This is a genomic window from Herminiimonas fonticola (genome assembly GCF_040395855.1).
GTDB lineage: Bacteria > Pseudomonadota > Gammaproteobacteria > Burkholderiales > Burkholderiaceae_D > Oxalicibacterium > Oxalicibacterium fonticola_A.
The window spans coordinates 1-13,069 of the sequence record NZ_JBEBPO010000072.1 but is presented as its reverse complement, the minus strand read 5'-3'; the positions used below and the strand labels follow the sequence as shown (position 1 = coordinate 13,069).

The following is a 13,069-nucleotide window of genomic DNA, read 5'->3' as shown; positions in this document are numbered from 1 at the left end:
ACCGGCCTGTCACGCCGGGGGTCGCGGGTTCGAGTCCCGTCCACTCCGCCAAAAAAATAAAAAGGCGAACGAGAGTTCGCCTTTTTTCATATGCGACATATTGATCTGTCTGAGATTGGTTAGCCATGTTTGAATTTATCCGTACTCACCGTCGTCTGATGCAGTTTTTGCTGCTGTTGATTATCTTGCCGTCCTTTGCTTTCGTTGGACTGGAAAGCTACACCAGCATGGGTGATGCCTCGAATACTGTTGCCAAAGTCGCCGGCCAGACCATTACACAGCCGGAGTGGGATGCGGCGCAACGCGAACAGATGAGTCGCTTCCGTCAGATGTTTGGCGATCAGTTCGACGCCAAGATGTTCGATACGCCCGAAGCCAAGCAGGAAATCCTGAACAACCTGATTGCGCAGCGCGTTCTGACAGCCGAAGCAAAACGCAACAAGCTGGCCGTATCCGATCAAGCCTTGCAGCAAACAATTGTCAATATGGGTGGTTTGACGACCGCCGACGGTAAATTCGATGTCGAGCGTTACAAGGCGATTCTTGCTGCACAAGGCATGACGCCAACCATGTACGAAGCGCGCTTGCGCCAGGAGTTGACCTCGCAGCAGGTGAATGCTGCCATTCAGAACACGGCATTTGCGCCGGATTCGCTGGCCAAACGCCTGTCTGAACTGGGCGAGCAGGAACGCGAAGTGCAGCAACTGGCATTCAAAACATCCGATTATGTCGGCCAAGTCAAAGTTACTGACGACATGCTCAAATCGTATTACGAAAAGAGCAACCAGTTTAATGTGCCTGAGCAAGTGAAAGCCGAATATGTCGTATTGACGGCAGATGCATTGGCGGCGCAGATCAATGTCAGCGATGCAGATATCAAATCGTATTACGAACAGAATGCAAAACACTATGGCGTGGAAGAGCAACGTCGCGCCAGCCACATCCTGATCGGCGTCAGCAAGGATGCATCCGATGCCGAGAAGGCAGCTGCAAAGGCGAAAGCAGAACAATTGCTGGCAACGCTGCACAAGCATCCGCAAGAGTTTGCCAAGCTTGCCAAGGAAAATTCAAGCGATACCGGTTCGGCTGAACGTGGCGGTGATCTGGATTTCTTCGGCAAGGGCATGATGGTCAAGCCTTTTGAAGACGCAGCCTTCAAGCTCAAGCAAGGCGAATTGAGCGATCTGGTGCAATCCGATTACGGCTTCCACATTATCAAGGTCACTGCCATCAAGCCGGCTTCGATCAAGACGCTGGATGAAGTCAAAAAAGAGATCGCAGGCGATATCAGAAAACAGCTGGTGACAAAAAAATACACCGAGACGGCAGACGTCTTCAACAATACGGTGTATGAACAGGCAGACAGCCTGCAAGCCGTGGCTGACAAGCTGAAATTGAAAATCGAAACGACTGGCAATCTGTCGCGTCAGCCGAATCCTGCTGTGGCGCCAACGGTACCCTACAATAATCAGAAATTCCTGACAGCCCTGTTTTCAGATGAATCGCTGAAAAACAAACGCAATACGGAAGCGGTGGAAGTCGCGCCGAATACGCTGATTGCCGGCCGCGTGACGGAATACAAACCTGCAAGCAAACGTCCTTTCGATGAAGTGAAGTCGCTGGTGCATGAGCGTGTTGTACAGGAAGAAGCCGCTGCACTTGCCAAAAAAGCGGGTGAAGAGAAGCTGGCAGCATTGCAGGCAAAAGATGATGCGAGCGGTTTTTCTGCAACGCAAATCGTTTCACGCGCCAAGAGCCAGGGCTTGAATCCTGCAGTATTCCTGGCGGTGATGAAAGCTGATACCAGCAAGCTGCCGGCTTACGTCGGAGTCGATGTGCCGCAGGGCTTTGGCGTGTTGCGGATCGTGCGTGTGACACAACCGGCCAACGTCGATAGCGCCAAGCGTCAGGCCGAACATCAGCAAATCACGGCAGCGCTGGCGCAACAGGAAACGTTTGCCTATATCGAAGCCTTGAAGCAAAAGGCCAAGGTAAAAATCATGAAACCAGCTGCCAAATCAGAGGCAGTTGAATAAGAATTTATCTGCATTGCACGTTTAAAAAAGCCGCGACAAGCGGCTTTTTTATTTTCCGCTGATCAGCAAAGGTTTGAGTTGCGGCCAGATATTGTCGAGTATTCTCGGGTGCGCTTCTGCGTTGGGGTGTATACGATCGGCCTGGAACAGTTCGGTTTTGTCGGCTACGCCCTGCAGCATGAATGGAACCAGAGAAGATTTTGTTTCCTGTGCCAGTTTTGGAAAGAGGGCAGAGAACTGTTTGGTGTAATCGCTGCCGTAGTTGGGTGGTATTTGCATGCCAATCAACAGGATTTTTGCCTTGGCCGTTTTTGCACTTTTAATCATGGCACGGAGATTTTCCTGTGTAGCTGCGAGCGACAAGCCGCGTAGTGCATCGTTTGCGCCCAGCTCTATCACGACGATTGCCGGTTGATGTTTGGCCAGCAGGGACGGCAACCTCGCTTTGCCGCCGCTGGTGGTTTCGCCACTGATGCTGGCATTGATGATGGGCGCGGTAATTTTTTCCGTTGCCAGTTTTTTCTGCAGCAGATTGACCCAGCCTTCGCCGCGCGCCAAGCCATATTCAGCCGACAGGCTGTCGCCGAGCACGAGGATGGTTTTTGATGCAGAATAAGCGCTCGTTGCAAACGACGTTATGACAACCAGCGTGGCTGCTCGCAATACCGTTTTGAATATCGTTTTGAATTTACTCTCCACCTGATACGAAAACCTGAAATCAATCCGCATGCCTGAATCCTCTACTGTTTATCCTGCAATTGAAGCAATCAATCTGACTAAACGCGTGGCTGATGCAACGGGTGAGCTGACCATCCTGCAAGCGGTTGATTTTACCGTGCAAGCGGGCGATACGCTGGCCATCGTCGGCGCATCCGGTTCAGGCAAATCAACCTTGCTTGGTTTGCTGGCAGGTCTGGATACACCCTCGGACGGAACGGTCAAGCTGAACGGTGTGGATATCTTTGCGCTGGATGAAGACGGACGTGCCGGCTTGCGGAAAGAAAAACTTGGTTTTGTGTTCCAGTCGTTTCAATTGCTGGGACATTTGAATGCCGTCGAAAATGTCATGTTGCCGCTGGAATTGCGCAACGATGGCAAGGCGAAGGAAAAGGCCGAGGCAATGCTGGCGCGTGTCGGCTTGTCGAGCCGGTTGAAGCATTATCCAAAATATCTGTCGGGCGGTGAGCAGCAGCGTGTGGCGCTGGCGCGTGCCTTCGTCAGCGAGCCGCCGTTATTGTTTGCCGATGAACCTACCGGCAGTCTGGATGCGGTAACCGGCGAGGCAGTGATTCAATTGATGTTCGAGCTCAATCATGAACGTAAATCGACGCTGGTGCTGGTCACGCACGACCCTTCGATTGCCGCACTATGCAAACGCACCATCACGATTGCAGCGGGACACCTGGTGTGATGATGTGTGTACGCTGTTGCAGCACTAATTGATTCAATACTGTGCGTATGGGCGGAATCAATTCGCTGGCGGTCAGTCCGATCGGACCGCTGCCATTCTGAACCAGGTTGTCAGCGGCCTTGCCATGCAACCATACGGCTGCCAATGCCGTTTCCCATGCAGGCCAGCCCTGTGCCAACAGGGCACCGCACAATCCCGCCAGTACATCGCCGGAGCCGGCAGTGGCCAGCGACGGATTGCCCGTCGGGTTGATAACGATGCCGCCGTTTGTGCCCGGCGCGGCAATGATAGTGCCCGACCCCTTCAGAATTGCGATGGCATTGAACCTCGATGCGAGTGCACGCGCTGCGCCGATCCGATCTGCCTGTACTTGCTGCACGGTGAAGTCGAGCAGGCGGGCAGCTTCCAGCGGATGGGGCGTCAACAGCGTCGGCGCCTCGCGCGCTACCAGTTTTTGCTGCAAGCCTGCTTCCACCGAAACAAGATTCAATGCATCGGCATCCAGCACCAGAGGCGTATGCGCGGTTATTGCCCTGGCGAGAAAATCGTGCGCAGTGCGCGAGTCTCCTAATCCGGGCCCGGCGACGATTGTCGTGCTGTCGAAGTCGATATGTGCAGCCAGGCGGCACATCAGTTCCGGTTGTGCGCTGTCGTAGGCTGGAGCTTCTGAAATGCAGGCGACGAATACGCGGCCGGCTCCGCAGTTGGCTGCTGTGCGAGCTGCCAGAATGGCCGCGCCGACCATGCCGTGCGCACCGCCGAGTACACTGACATCACCGTAACTTCCCTTGTGTGTATTGTGCCGTCTGGAGCGCAGCTCGGCAGAAAACAGGGCAACATGATTCAACTGTATGGAGGCAGATGGAAACAGTTGCGGATCGATGGCCAGATCGCTGACGATAACCTCTCCCGCGTAATCGCGACCATCACAGGTATGCAAACCAGGTTTGTCGCCGATGAAGGTAATCGTGTGCGTGGCTTGAATGATGCCGCCGTCGTTGTTGCTGCCAATAAGCGTGCCGCTGTCTGCATTCAATCCGCTCGGTACATCCAGCGCCAGGACTTGACAGTGCAAAGCATTGATCTGCCTGATCAGATCCGACATATCGCCGGTGATGGCGTGTGTCAGCCCTATGCCGAACAAGCCATCGATCACCAATGCCCAGGCGCTTGCGCCTATGGCTGCGTGATCAATGAAAGTGGCAGGGCTGCCCTGGGCATGTTGCAGGGCTTGTTGTGCATCGGCTGGCAGTTGCTCCGGATCGCCTGCCATATAGATCGATACGTGCAGGCCGTAGTGCGCCAGCTGGCTCGCTGCCTCAAGCGCATCGCCGCCATTGTTGCCGGGCCCGACCAGCGCCAGGACGGCGACATCGTCATGATTGCCGAGCAATCGCCGGGCGTATTCGGCGGCTGCCGTACCGGCGCGTTGCATCAGGAAATAGTGTGGAAGTGTGGCGTGTGCAGCTTGTTCGATCTGGCGAATCTCTGCAATTTTATAAAGGGCAGGGCGATGGTTTGTCATCGGAAGGCGCGATCAGAAAAATGTGCAAGGCAGGATGCCGGCAAAGGTTTATCTGATTTTAGCGCAATCCGCTCACTGCAATCAGCGAAACCGCAGCGGCGTCAAACCGTCGAGATCGATGTCCGGAGTGCGGTCTGAAACAATATCCGCCAGCACCCTGGCTGAACCTGCCGCCATGGCCCAGCCGGTGGAGCCATGACCGATATTAACGTAGACATTCCTGACATGCGTTGCGCCTATGAGCGGCGGACCGTCCGGCAACATCAGGCTGGTACCGGACCAGAACGCAGCAGTGTTGTAGTTGCACGCATCGGGAAACCAGTCGTAGCCGACTTTAAGCAGGGTATTCAATCCGGCCTGGCGCAAGTCCGGCGTGCGTGCACCCAATTCCGCTATGCCTGCGATGCGGATGCGATTGCCCATGCGCGTGATGGCAACCTTGTAGGTTTCATCCATCAGGGCAGCCACTGGTGCCGATTCAAAATTGCGGATAGTGGCAGTCGCCGAATAACTTTTTACCGGATGGACAGGTAAATGCAAACCCAGCGGCGCAAGCAGTTTGCTGCTGTCGGCACCACTTGCCAGCACTACCCGATCAGCGGCAAATGTGTGGTCGTCAATCCGGATATCCACTCCGTGCTCGGATTGCCGTATCGATTTGACGTTGCTGCCAAAATGGAATTCCACCCCCATGGCCTGCGCAAGCTGGCGTATCTGGCGCGTGAACAAAGGGCAGTTGCCGGATTCGTCTGTCGGCAAGTGCAGGCTGCCGGCAAGCGGCGTATGCGGATTCAATGCGGGTTCTATCGCACGCGCGCCATCGGCATCCGGAAAATCGTGTGGGATGCCATGCGCAGTCAGAAAATCGAAAGCAGGCTTTGCCAGTTGCAGATCGCGTTCGGAGCGAAACAATTGGAGGTAACCGGGTGCCTGTTCGTAGTCCAGTTGATGCAGCTCGCGCAATTGCTGCATGATTTCATGACTGTAAAAAGCAATGCGTTGCATGCGGCTGCGATTGATCTGATAACGCTCGATATCGCACTCTTTCAGCCAGCGTCGTACCCAGCGCCACATTGAAGGGTCCAGCATTCGATTGAACAGCAGAGGCGATTCGGATTTGAACAGATGGGAGAGTAGGGATTTGGTGGCACCGGGTGCTGCCCACGGCGCAATGCTGGCTGGCGCAAGAATGCCGGAGTCGCCGAAGCTGGCTTCTTCCGCCACATTGTTGCGACGTTCGAGCACCACGACTTGATGTCCTGCTTCAGCTAAAAAATACGCAGTACAGACCCCGACTACACCGGCACCAACAACTGCTACTTGCATTACTTCGACCTCTCCTGAAATTAGCCATGCATGTTACCAAGCCGGTGTGTAAAGAGGCCAGCGGAAGTAATGGAAATTAACAATAAATTGCAGGAAACCGATGCAAGGTGTTGGACAAAAGCTCGGAGAGCGAAAGGACGGTGACTTATTGATGTCGATTGATCAATAAAAAAGCTGCATCGATTCGACACAGCTTTTTTTGCGTACCCCGGCCATTGCAGGTTGGCTGGGCGTTCAGACTGATTCTTTATGCAGGGAGATTAGAAGGGCTTGCGGCCGCTGATAATGCGCAGCAGGATCATCACGATGGCGATCACCAGCAGAATATGAATGAAACCGCCGATGGTATAGGAACTGACCAGGCCGATCAGCCACAGGATGACGAGTACGACTGCAATGGTATAGAGCATGGCAATTTCCTTTCTGTTTTCAGTTCATTGTGGAATGCTCGTTACAGCAACTTCAAGTTCTCTTTTTATCGTTGCCGCTTGCTATGCAAAAACGCTGTACATCGGTAAAAATACCGATCGCAATGCATGCGTCTGCACATCAGTTTTTCCCAGTTTATCGTTGCCATTGGTTTTCATCTGTACGTTTTCACACATAAAAATATCTATATTGATTTGCATCTGAATTAGTATGCTTTCCATAAAAGCATGTGGGACAATCGCTTCGCTTTCATGCAATCGCCTATTCGATTGAACCAATTCTTTGCAGTATTTTTTCAAGCGCACAATCATGACCGACAAGAATGCGGATAACACGGAAGTACAGGATGAGGGCAGGTTTGCATCTGCTGCAGGCGATGCCGCGCAGATCCAGATCCCGCTCAATCCGCGCAGCATCGCCCTGACGATACTGGCAAGTGTGGCATTTGTGTTTGCCTTGTCTGCCGCACATAAATTTTTTATTCCACTCGTATTCGGCATTTTCATCGCCTACACGCTCAATCCGCTGGTGGTCTGGCTGGAGCGGATTCGCATTCCGCGTATGGTGGGTACGGTGTTTGTCATTGCCGCGATTTTATCCAGCGCCTTGTGGACAGCGAATAATTTACGCGATGAATTCAATTCGATTCTGGTCAGTCTGCCGACCGCGACACAAAAGCTGACGCGTTCGCTCAAGCATCTGCAAAAAGATCAAACCAGCACGATTCAGCAAATGCAGGCAGCAGCGACGGAAATTGAAAAGGCAACCAATCAGGCAGCCGGTGTGCGTCCGCTCGTCAAGAATACGACGGCCGAGCAATCGGTCTTCAATCTGGGGCAGTGGCTGTGGGCCGGTTCGATGGGGGCAGCTGCCTTCGCGAGCCAGGTGCTGATGGTGATTTTCCTGGTGTTTTTCTTTTTACTGTCGGGCGATATGTTCAAGCGCAAGCTGGTAAAAATCAGCGGCAGATCACTGTCGTCGCGCAAAATCACAGTGAATATTCTGGACGCAATCAACACCTCGATTCAGCGTTACATGCTGATGCTGCTGGTGACGAATATCCTGTTCGGTTTGCTGATGTGGATCGCCTTGCGCTGGGTCGGCCTGGAAAATGCCGGTGCCTGGGCCGTTGCGGCCGGATTTCTGCACATTATTCCTTATTTCGGGCCGTTGCTGATAGTGGCCGCCACCGGCGTAACCGCTTTCATGCAGTTTGAAACATTTGCATCCGTATTGACGGTTGCAGGCCTTACCCTGGTCATTGCTACACTGGTTGGCACCTTCGTCACGACATGGATGACCGGGCGCATCGCAAAAATGAATACGGTGGCGGTATTTGTGTCGCTGCTGTTCTGGACCTGGTTGTGGGGCGTATGGGGCATGTTGCTCGGCATTCCCATCATTGTGATCGTCAAGGTGATTTCCGAACATATCGAAGAATGGCAGGTGATTGCCGAATTGCTTGGCGAATAGGGCGCGCAAATCGATGCAAGAAAAAGCGCCGGCGCCATTTGACGAATTCCCCATTTTGCGAGGGCTGGAGTATTATGCTAATGGCAATAAAGATATGCCTGCCCGGAAACGGTCCGCACTATATTTTTGTGTAGTACGTACTGGCCGCTTCATCACCAACTAATCAAGGATGAATAATATGCAAAACGCTGATGACCTCGGAAAATTGCTTTTACGACTAGTGCTGGGGATATTGATACTGTTGCACGGTATTGCAAAGATCATGGCTGGCCCGGCATTCATTGTCAGCTCTGTGACAGCGGTGGGATTGCCGGCTCCACTGGCTTATCTGGTGTATGTGGGCGAGGTGCTTGCGCCTGTTTTGTTAATCGTCGGTATCTGGTCGCGGCCGGCGGCATTGATCATTGCCGGCAACATGGTTTTCGCAATTTTCCTCGTGCACATGAAACAGCTGGCATCGCTGAATGATCAGGGCGGCTGGGCGCTGGAACTGCAAGGCATGTTTCTGGTGACGGCACTGGCGCTGGTTTTTCTGGGAGCGGGACGCTTCAGCGTAGGTGGCCGTGGCGGTAGATGGAATTGATGGAGTGCCAGATCGAACGTGGTCTGAATCAGGAAGGGACGCATGAAAATGCGTCCCTTCTGCATTTTTGGTGCGGCAATCCTTGTCGTTCAGGAAGTGAAGCGGCAGTTAAAACGCTCTCTGTCGCGGTATAATCACGGTTTCTGATTTAACTCGCAGGACGGCAGCCGAATTCATCTGCTTTTCTGCATCAACTACCTTCTCGCCATGCTGATTTTGCCAGGTTCCAACGCCCTGTCTGCCTTTCGTACCGAACGCCTGTTACTGCAACTGCAACAAATCGATCATGCAATTGCCGGGGTGACCGGGCAGTTCCTGCATTTTGTCGATTCCGCAGCAGCCATTGCGCCGGATGACGTCAAACGCCTCAACGGTTTGCTGACTTACGGCGAACCGTTTTCTGCAAAACTGGAAGGCGACGAGTTTGTCGTGATTCCTCGTTTCGGCACGATTTCGCCGTGGGCCAGCAAGGCGACCGATATTGCGCATAACTGCGGCATGACCGATATTCACCGGATAGAACGCGGTGTGCGCTATATCGTGCACCTGAAATCCGGTTTGCTCGGCGGCGCGAAAAAACTCGCTAGCGAAGCAATCGTTGCGGTACAAGCCTTGCTGCACGATCGCATGACGGAAATGGTATTGCGCAGTGCAGAGGAGGCGTCCGGTCTGTTTGGCGAACTGGACGCCAAACCTTTGGCATTCATCGATATCATGCAGGGCGGCAAAGCGGCGTTGGTGAATGCCAATACCGAACTTGGCCTGGCCTTGTCCGACGATGAAATCGATTATCTGCTGGCCGCCTTTACGACAGCCAAGCGCAATCCAACCGACGTTGAACTGATGATGTTCGCGCAAGCCAATAGCGAACATTGCCGTCACAAGATATTCAATGCCGACTGGACCATCGATGGCGTGAAACAGGATAAATCCCTGTTCGCGATGATCAAGAATACGCATCAACTGGCGCCGCGCGGCACCGTCGTTGCGTATAGCGATAACTCGTCGGTGATCGAAGGCGCAACGGTAACGCGCTTTTATCCACGTGGCGCTGCCAGCGGCAACGTGTACGCTGCGTCGGAAGAGCTGACCCATATCCTGATGAAGGTGGAAACGCACAATCATCCAACCGCGATCTCGCCATTTCCCGGTGCTTCTACCGGCGCCGGCGGTGAAATTCGCGATGAAGGTGCAACCGGTCGTGGTGCCAAACCCAAGGCTGGCTTGAGCGGTTTTACCGTTTCCAATCTGATGCTGCCGGATGGCGTGCAACAGTGGGAAAACGATCACGATGTCACTGTCGCGGCGGCAGAAGATTCAACATCGAACGCATACGGCAAGCCTGATCGCATCGCTTCGCCGCTGCAAATCATGATCGAGGGTCCGATAGGCGCGGCTGCCTTCAACAATGAATTCGGTCGGCCGAATCTGGGTGGCTATTTCCGCACTTACGAACAAAACGTTGCCGGTGCGGTCAACGGTTATCACAAGCCGATCATGATCGCCGGCGGCATAGGCAGCATCGCCGCGATTCATACGAAGAAGCACGATTTGCCGGTTGGCAGCCTGCTGATCCAGCTCGGCGGTCCCGGCATGCGTATCGGTATGGGCGGTAGTGCTGCCTCGTCGATGGCAACGGGAACGAATACTGCCGATCTGGATTTCGATTCGGTACAACGCGGCAATCCGGAAATGGAACGACGCGCGCAGGAAGTCATCAATGCGTGTTGGGCAATGCAGGAAAACAATCCTATCCTGTCCATTCATGACGTAGGCGCCGGCGGTTTGTCGAATGCCTTCCCGGAAATCACCAACGACGCCAAGCGCGGCGCGATCTTCGATTTGCGCGCAGTGCCGCTGGAAGAGAGCGGCATGGCGCCGAAGGAAATCTGGAGCAACGAATCGCAGGAACGTTATGTGCTGGCGATTGCACCGGAAAGCCTGCCGCAGTTCCAGTACCTGTGCGAACGCGAACGCTGTCTGTTTGCCGTAGTCGGCACTGCGACCGAAGAACGCCAGTTGAAGGTGATCGATCCGCAGCATGGCAACGAGCCGGTCGATATGCCGATGGACGTTCTGCTTGGCAAACCGCCGAAAATGCATAGAGATGTCAGTCATGTAAAACAAAGCTTGCCGGCGGTGGATTTGACCGGCATCGATTTGCTGGAGGCCTCGATACGCGTCTTGCGTCTGCCAACAGTGGCCGACAAATCCTTCCTGATCACGATAGGCGATCGCACAGTTGGCGGCACCACGGTACGCGATCAGATGGTCGGCCCGTGGCAAGTGCCGGTAGCCGATTGCGCAGTGACCACCATGAGTTTTGAAGGCTATCTGGGTGAGGCGATGGCGATGGGTGAGCGTACACCGCTGGCCGTGATCAATGCCGCCGCATCGGGTCGCATGGCCGTCGGTGAAGCGCTGACCAATATTGCTGCTGCACCGATCGCCGATATCTCCGATATCAAACTGTCCGCCAACTGGATGGCCGCTTGCGGTCAGCCGGGCCAGGATGCTGCACTGTTCGATACAGTGAAAGCAGTCGGCATGGAATTGTGCCCGGCCCTGGGCATCAGCATTCCGGTCGGCAAGGATTCCCTGTCAATGCGCACTACGTGGAATGACGATGGTGCAGACAAGGCCGTTGTTTCGCCGGTTTCACTGATCGTGTCGGCATTCGCGCCGGTCTATGACGTGCGTAAATCGCTGACGCCGCAACTGCGCACCGATGCCGGCGATACCGTGCTGATCGCCATCGATCTGGGTCGCGGCAAGAACCGTTTGGGGGCTTCTTCCTTTGCGCAAGTCATGCAGCAGCTCGGCAATGAAACACCGGATGTCGATAGCGCAGAAGATCTGAAAGGATTCTTTGCTGCGATCCAGCGCTTGAACAAGGAACAGAAACTGCTCGCGTATCACGATAGGTCCGATGGCGGTTTGTTTGCGACCTTGTGTGAAATGGCGTTTGCCGGTCACAGCGGCTTGTCGGTCAATCTGGATATCCTGACGCTGGAAGGCGAACATGCCAGTGATGGAGGCGATGCGAAAAACTGGGCCGGCCAGGTGCCCGCACGTCGTAACGACATGACCTTGCGCGCCTTGTTCAATGAAGAACTCGGTGCCGTGATCCAGGTGCGTGCAGAGCAGAAATCGGACGTCATGAATGTGCTGCGCGAATACAATCTGGGCGCCTGCAGCCACATCGTCGGCAAGTTGAGCGACGACGACATGATTGAATTCACGCGCGATGCCAAGGTGATTTACAGCCAGTCGCGCATCGATCTGCATCGCTTCTGGAGTGAAACCAGCTGGCGCATTGCGCGTCTGCGCGACAATCCGGATTGCGCCGATGCCGAATACGATCGCATCCTCGACAAGCTCGATCCGGGCATCAAGTCGGTGCTGACCTTCGATCCGCAGGAAGACATTGCGGCGCCGTTCATTGCCAAGGGTGCCCGGCCACGCGTGGCGATTCTGCGCGAGCAGGGCGTCAACTCGCAGGTGGAAACTGCTTACGTCATGCATAAATCCGGTTTTGAAGCGGTGGACGTGCACATGAGCGACCTGATTTCCGGGCGTGCGTTTTTGAGCGATTTCAAGGGCATGATCGCCGTCGGCGGTTTCTCTTACGGCGACGTATTGGGCGCAGGCGAAGGCTGGGCAAAAACGATACTGTTCAATATGCAATTGGCGGAAGAGTTCGCCACCTACTTTGATCGTGCCGATACATTTGCACTGGGTATTTGCAATGGTTGCCAGATGATGAGCAATCTGAAATCGATTATTCCGGGTGCACAAGCCTGGCCTAAGTTCACACGTAACAAGGCTGAACAATTCCAGGCGCGCTTCTCTATGGTCGAAGTGACGGATTCGCCATCCATCTTCTTCAATGACATGGCAGGCACACAGACACCGATCGCCATCGCACACGGTGAAGGTTATGCAGATTTTTCGCTGACTGGCGACATCGACAAGGCCCTTGTGGCCATGCGCTTTATCGACAACAAGGGGCAAACCAGCGAAACCTATCCGTACAATCCGAACGGCTCGCCGGAAGGCATTACATCGGTGACGACGCCGGATGGCCGTTTTACCGTCTTGATGCCGCATGCAGAACGCGTGTTCCGCAGTGTCCAGCAGTCATATCATCCAGAGTCGTGGGGTGAAGATTCGCCGTGGATGCGGATGTTCCGTAATGCGCGCAAGTGGGTGGGCTGATAAGCTGGCTTGCATGAGTTTGCCGTAGCAATGCGGCTCAATTGGAAATGCCGTTCAGTTTTTGACTG

9 protein-coding genes are annotated in these 13,069 nt (G+C 54.3%); 5 read left to right on the top strand and 4 right to left on the bottom strand.

Annotated features, from left to right (window positions below; genetic code table 11):
- Nucleotides 1–125 precede the first annotated feature (125 nt).
- Complete coding sequence (locus tag ABWP27_RS09645; RefSeq protein WP_353156014.1) at nucleotides 126–2,036, top strand: SurA N-terminal domain-containing protein; 1,911 nt, start codon at nucleotides 126–128, stop codon at nucleotides 2,034–2,036.
- Nucleotides 2,037–2,084: 48 nt separating this feature from the next.
- Here ABWP27_RS09645 and ABWP27_RS09640 read toward each other — a convergent pair whose 3' ends face one another.
- A complete protein-coding gene (locus ABWP27_RS09640; RefSeq protein WP_353156012.1) occupies nucleotides 2,085–2,765 on the bottom strand; it encodes an arylesterase in 681 nt (226 codons plus the stop codon).
- On the opposite strand from ABWP27_RS09640, the gene ABWP27_RS09635 reads away from it, so the two are divergent.
- Nucleotides 2,764–3,447, top strand: coding sequence for an ABC transporter ATP-binding protein (locus ABWP27_RS09635; RefSeq protein WP_353156011.1), 684 nt, complete (start codon nucleotides 2,764–2,766; stop codon nucleotides 3,445–3,447). The genes ABWP27_RS09640 and ABWP27_RS09635 overlap by 2 nt on opposite strands.
- On the opposite strand, the gene ABWP27_RS09630 is transcribed toward ABWP27_RS09635, so the two are convergent.
- The 3 genes from ABWP27_RS09630 to ABWP27_RS09620 form a co-directional block, all read right to left on the bottom strand.
- Nucleotides 3,419–4,972: an NAD(P)H-hydrate dehydratase gene (locus ABWP27_RS09630; RefSeq protein ID WP_353156010.1), complete on the bottom strand. Its 1,554-nt coding sequence runs from the start codon at nucleotides 4,970–4,972 to the stop codon at nucleotides 3,419–3,421. The genes ABWP27_RS09635 and ABWP27_RS09630 overlap by 29 nt on opposite strands.
- Before the next feature lie 81 nt (nucleotides 4,973–5,053).
- Entirely contained in the window at nucleotides 5,054–6,298 is a 1,245-nt protein-coding gene (locus ABWP27_RS09625) for a D-amino acid dehydrogenase (protein ID WP_353156008.1), read from the bottom strand.
- Between the two features lie 260 nt (nucleotides 6,299–6,558).
- On the bottom strand, nucleotides 6,559–6,708 hold the full coding sequence (locus tag ABWP27_RS09620) for a lmo0937 family membrane protein (protein WP_353156006.1): 150 nt from the start codon (nucleotides 6,706–6,708) through the stop codon (nucleotides 6,559–6,561).
- Nucleotides 6,709–7,036: 328 nt separating this feature from the next.
- Between ABWP27_RS09620 and ABWP27_RS09615 the strand changes: the two genes are divergently transcribed.
- The 3 genes from ABWP27_RS09615 to purL all read left to right on the top strand — a co-directional run bounded on the left by ABWP27_RS09615 (nucleotide 7,037) and on the right by purL (nucleotide 13,001).
- The gene (locus tag ABWP27_RS09615) at nucleotides 7,037–8,200 is read left to right on the top strand and encodes an AI-2E family transporter (RefSeq protein WP_353156004.1); all 1,164 of its coding nucleotides are present in this window, start codon (nucleotides 7,037–7,039) and stop codon (nucleotides 8,198–8,200) included.
- Between the two features lie 178 nt (nucleotides 8,201–8,378).
- Nucleotides 8,379–8,783, top strand: a complete 405-nt coding sequence (locus ABWP27_RS09610; protein ID WP_353156003.1) for a DoxX family protein — start codon at nucleotides 8,379–8,381, stop codon at nucleotides 8,781–8,783.
- 207 nt (nucleotides 8,784–8,990) lie between these two features.
- Nucleotides 8,991–13,001, top strand: coding sequence for a phosphoribosylformylglycinamidine synthase (gene purL / locus ABWP27_RS09605; protein ID WP_353156001.1), 4,011 nt, complete (start codon nucleotides 8,991–8,993; stop codon nucleotides 12,999–13,001).
- Nucleotides 13,002–13,069: the final 68 nt, after the last annotated feature.

Excerpts from the sequence above, each read along its gene's own strand:
- purL (WP_353156001.1), top strand. The coding sequence starts at position 8,991 with ATGCTGATTTTGCCAGGTTCCAACGCCCTGTCTGCCTTTCGTACCGAA.
- ABWP27_RS09645 (WP_353156014.1), top strand. The coding sequence starts at position 126 with ATGTTTGAATTTATCCGTACTCACCGTCGTCTGATGCAGTTTTTGCTG.
- ABWP27_RS09625 (WP_353156008.1), bottom strand. The coding sequence starts at position 6,298 with ATGCAAGTAGCAGTTGTTGGTGCCGGTGTAGTCGGGGTCTGTACTGCG.
- ABWP27_RS09640 (WP_353156012.1), bottom strand. The coding sequence starts at position 2,765 with ATGCGGATTGATTTCAGGTTTTCGTATCAGGTGGAGAGTAAATTCAAA.
- ABWP27_RS09635 (WP_353156011.1), top strand. The coding sequence starts at position 2,764 with ATGCCTGAATCCTCTACTGTTTATCCTGCAATTGAAGCAATCAATCTG.
- ABWP27_RS09615 (WP_353156004.1), top strand. The coding sequence starts at position 7,037 with ATGACCGACAAGAATGCGGATAACACGGAAGTACAGGATGAGGGCAGG.
- ABWP27_RS09630 (WP_353156010.1), bottom strand. The coding sequence starts at position 4,972 with ATGACAAACCATCGCCCTGCCCTTTATAAAATTGCAGAGATTCGCCAG.
- ABWP27_RS09620 (WP_353156006.1), bottom strand. The coding sequence starts at position 6,708 with ATGCTCTATACCATTGCAGTCGTACTCGTCATCCTGTGGCTGATCGGC.
- ABWP27_RS09610 (WP_353156003.1), top strand. The coding sequence starts at position 8,379 with ATGCAAAACGCTGATGACCTCGGAAAATTGCTTTTACGACTAGTGCTG.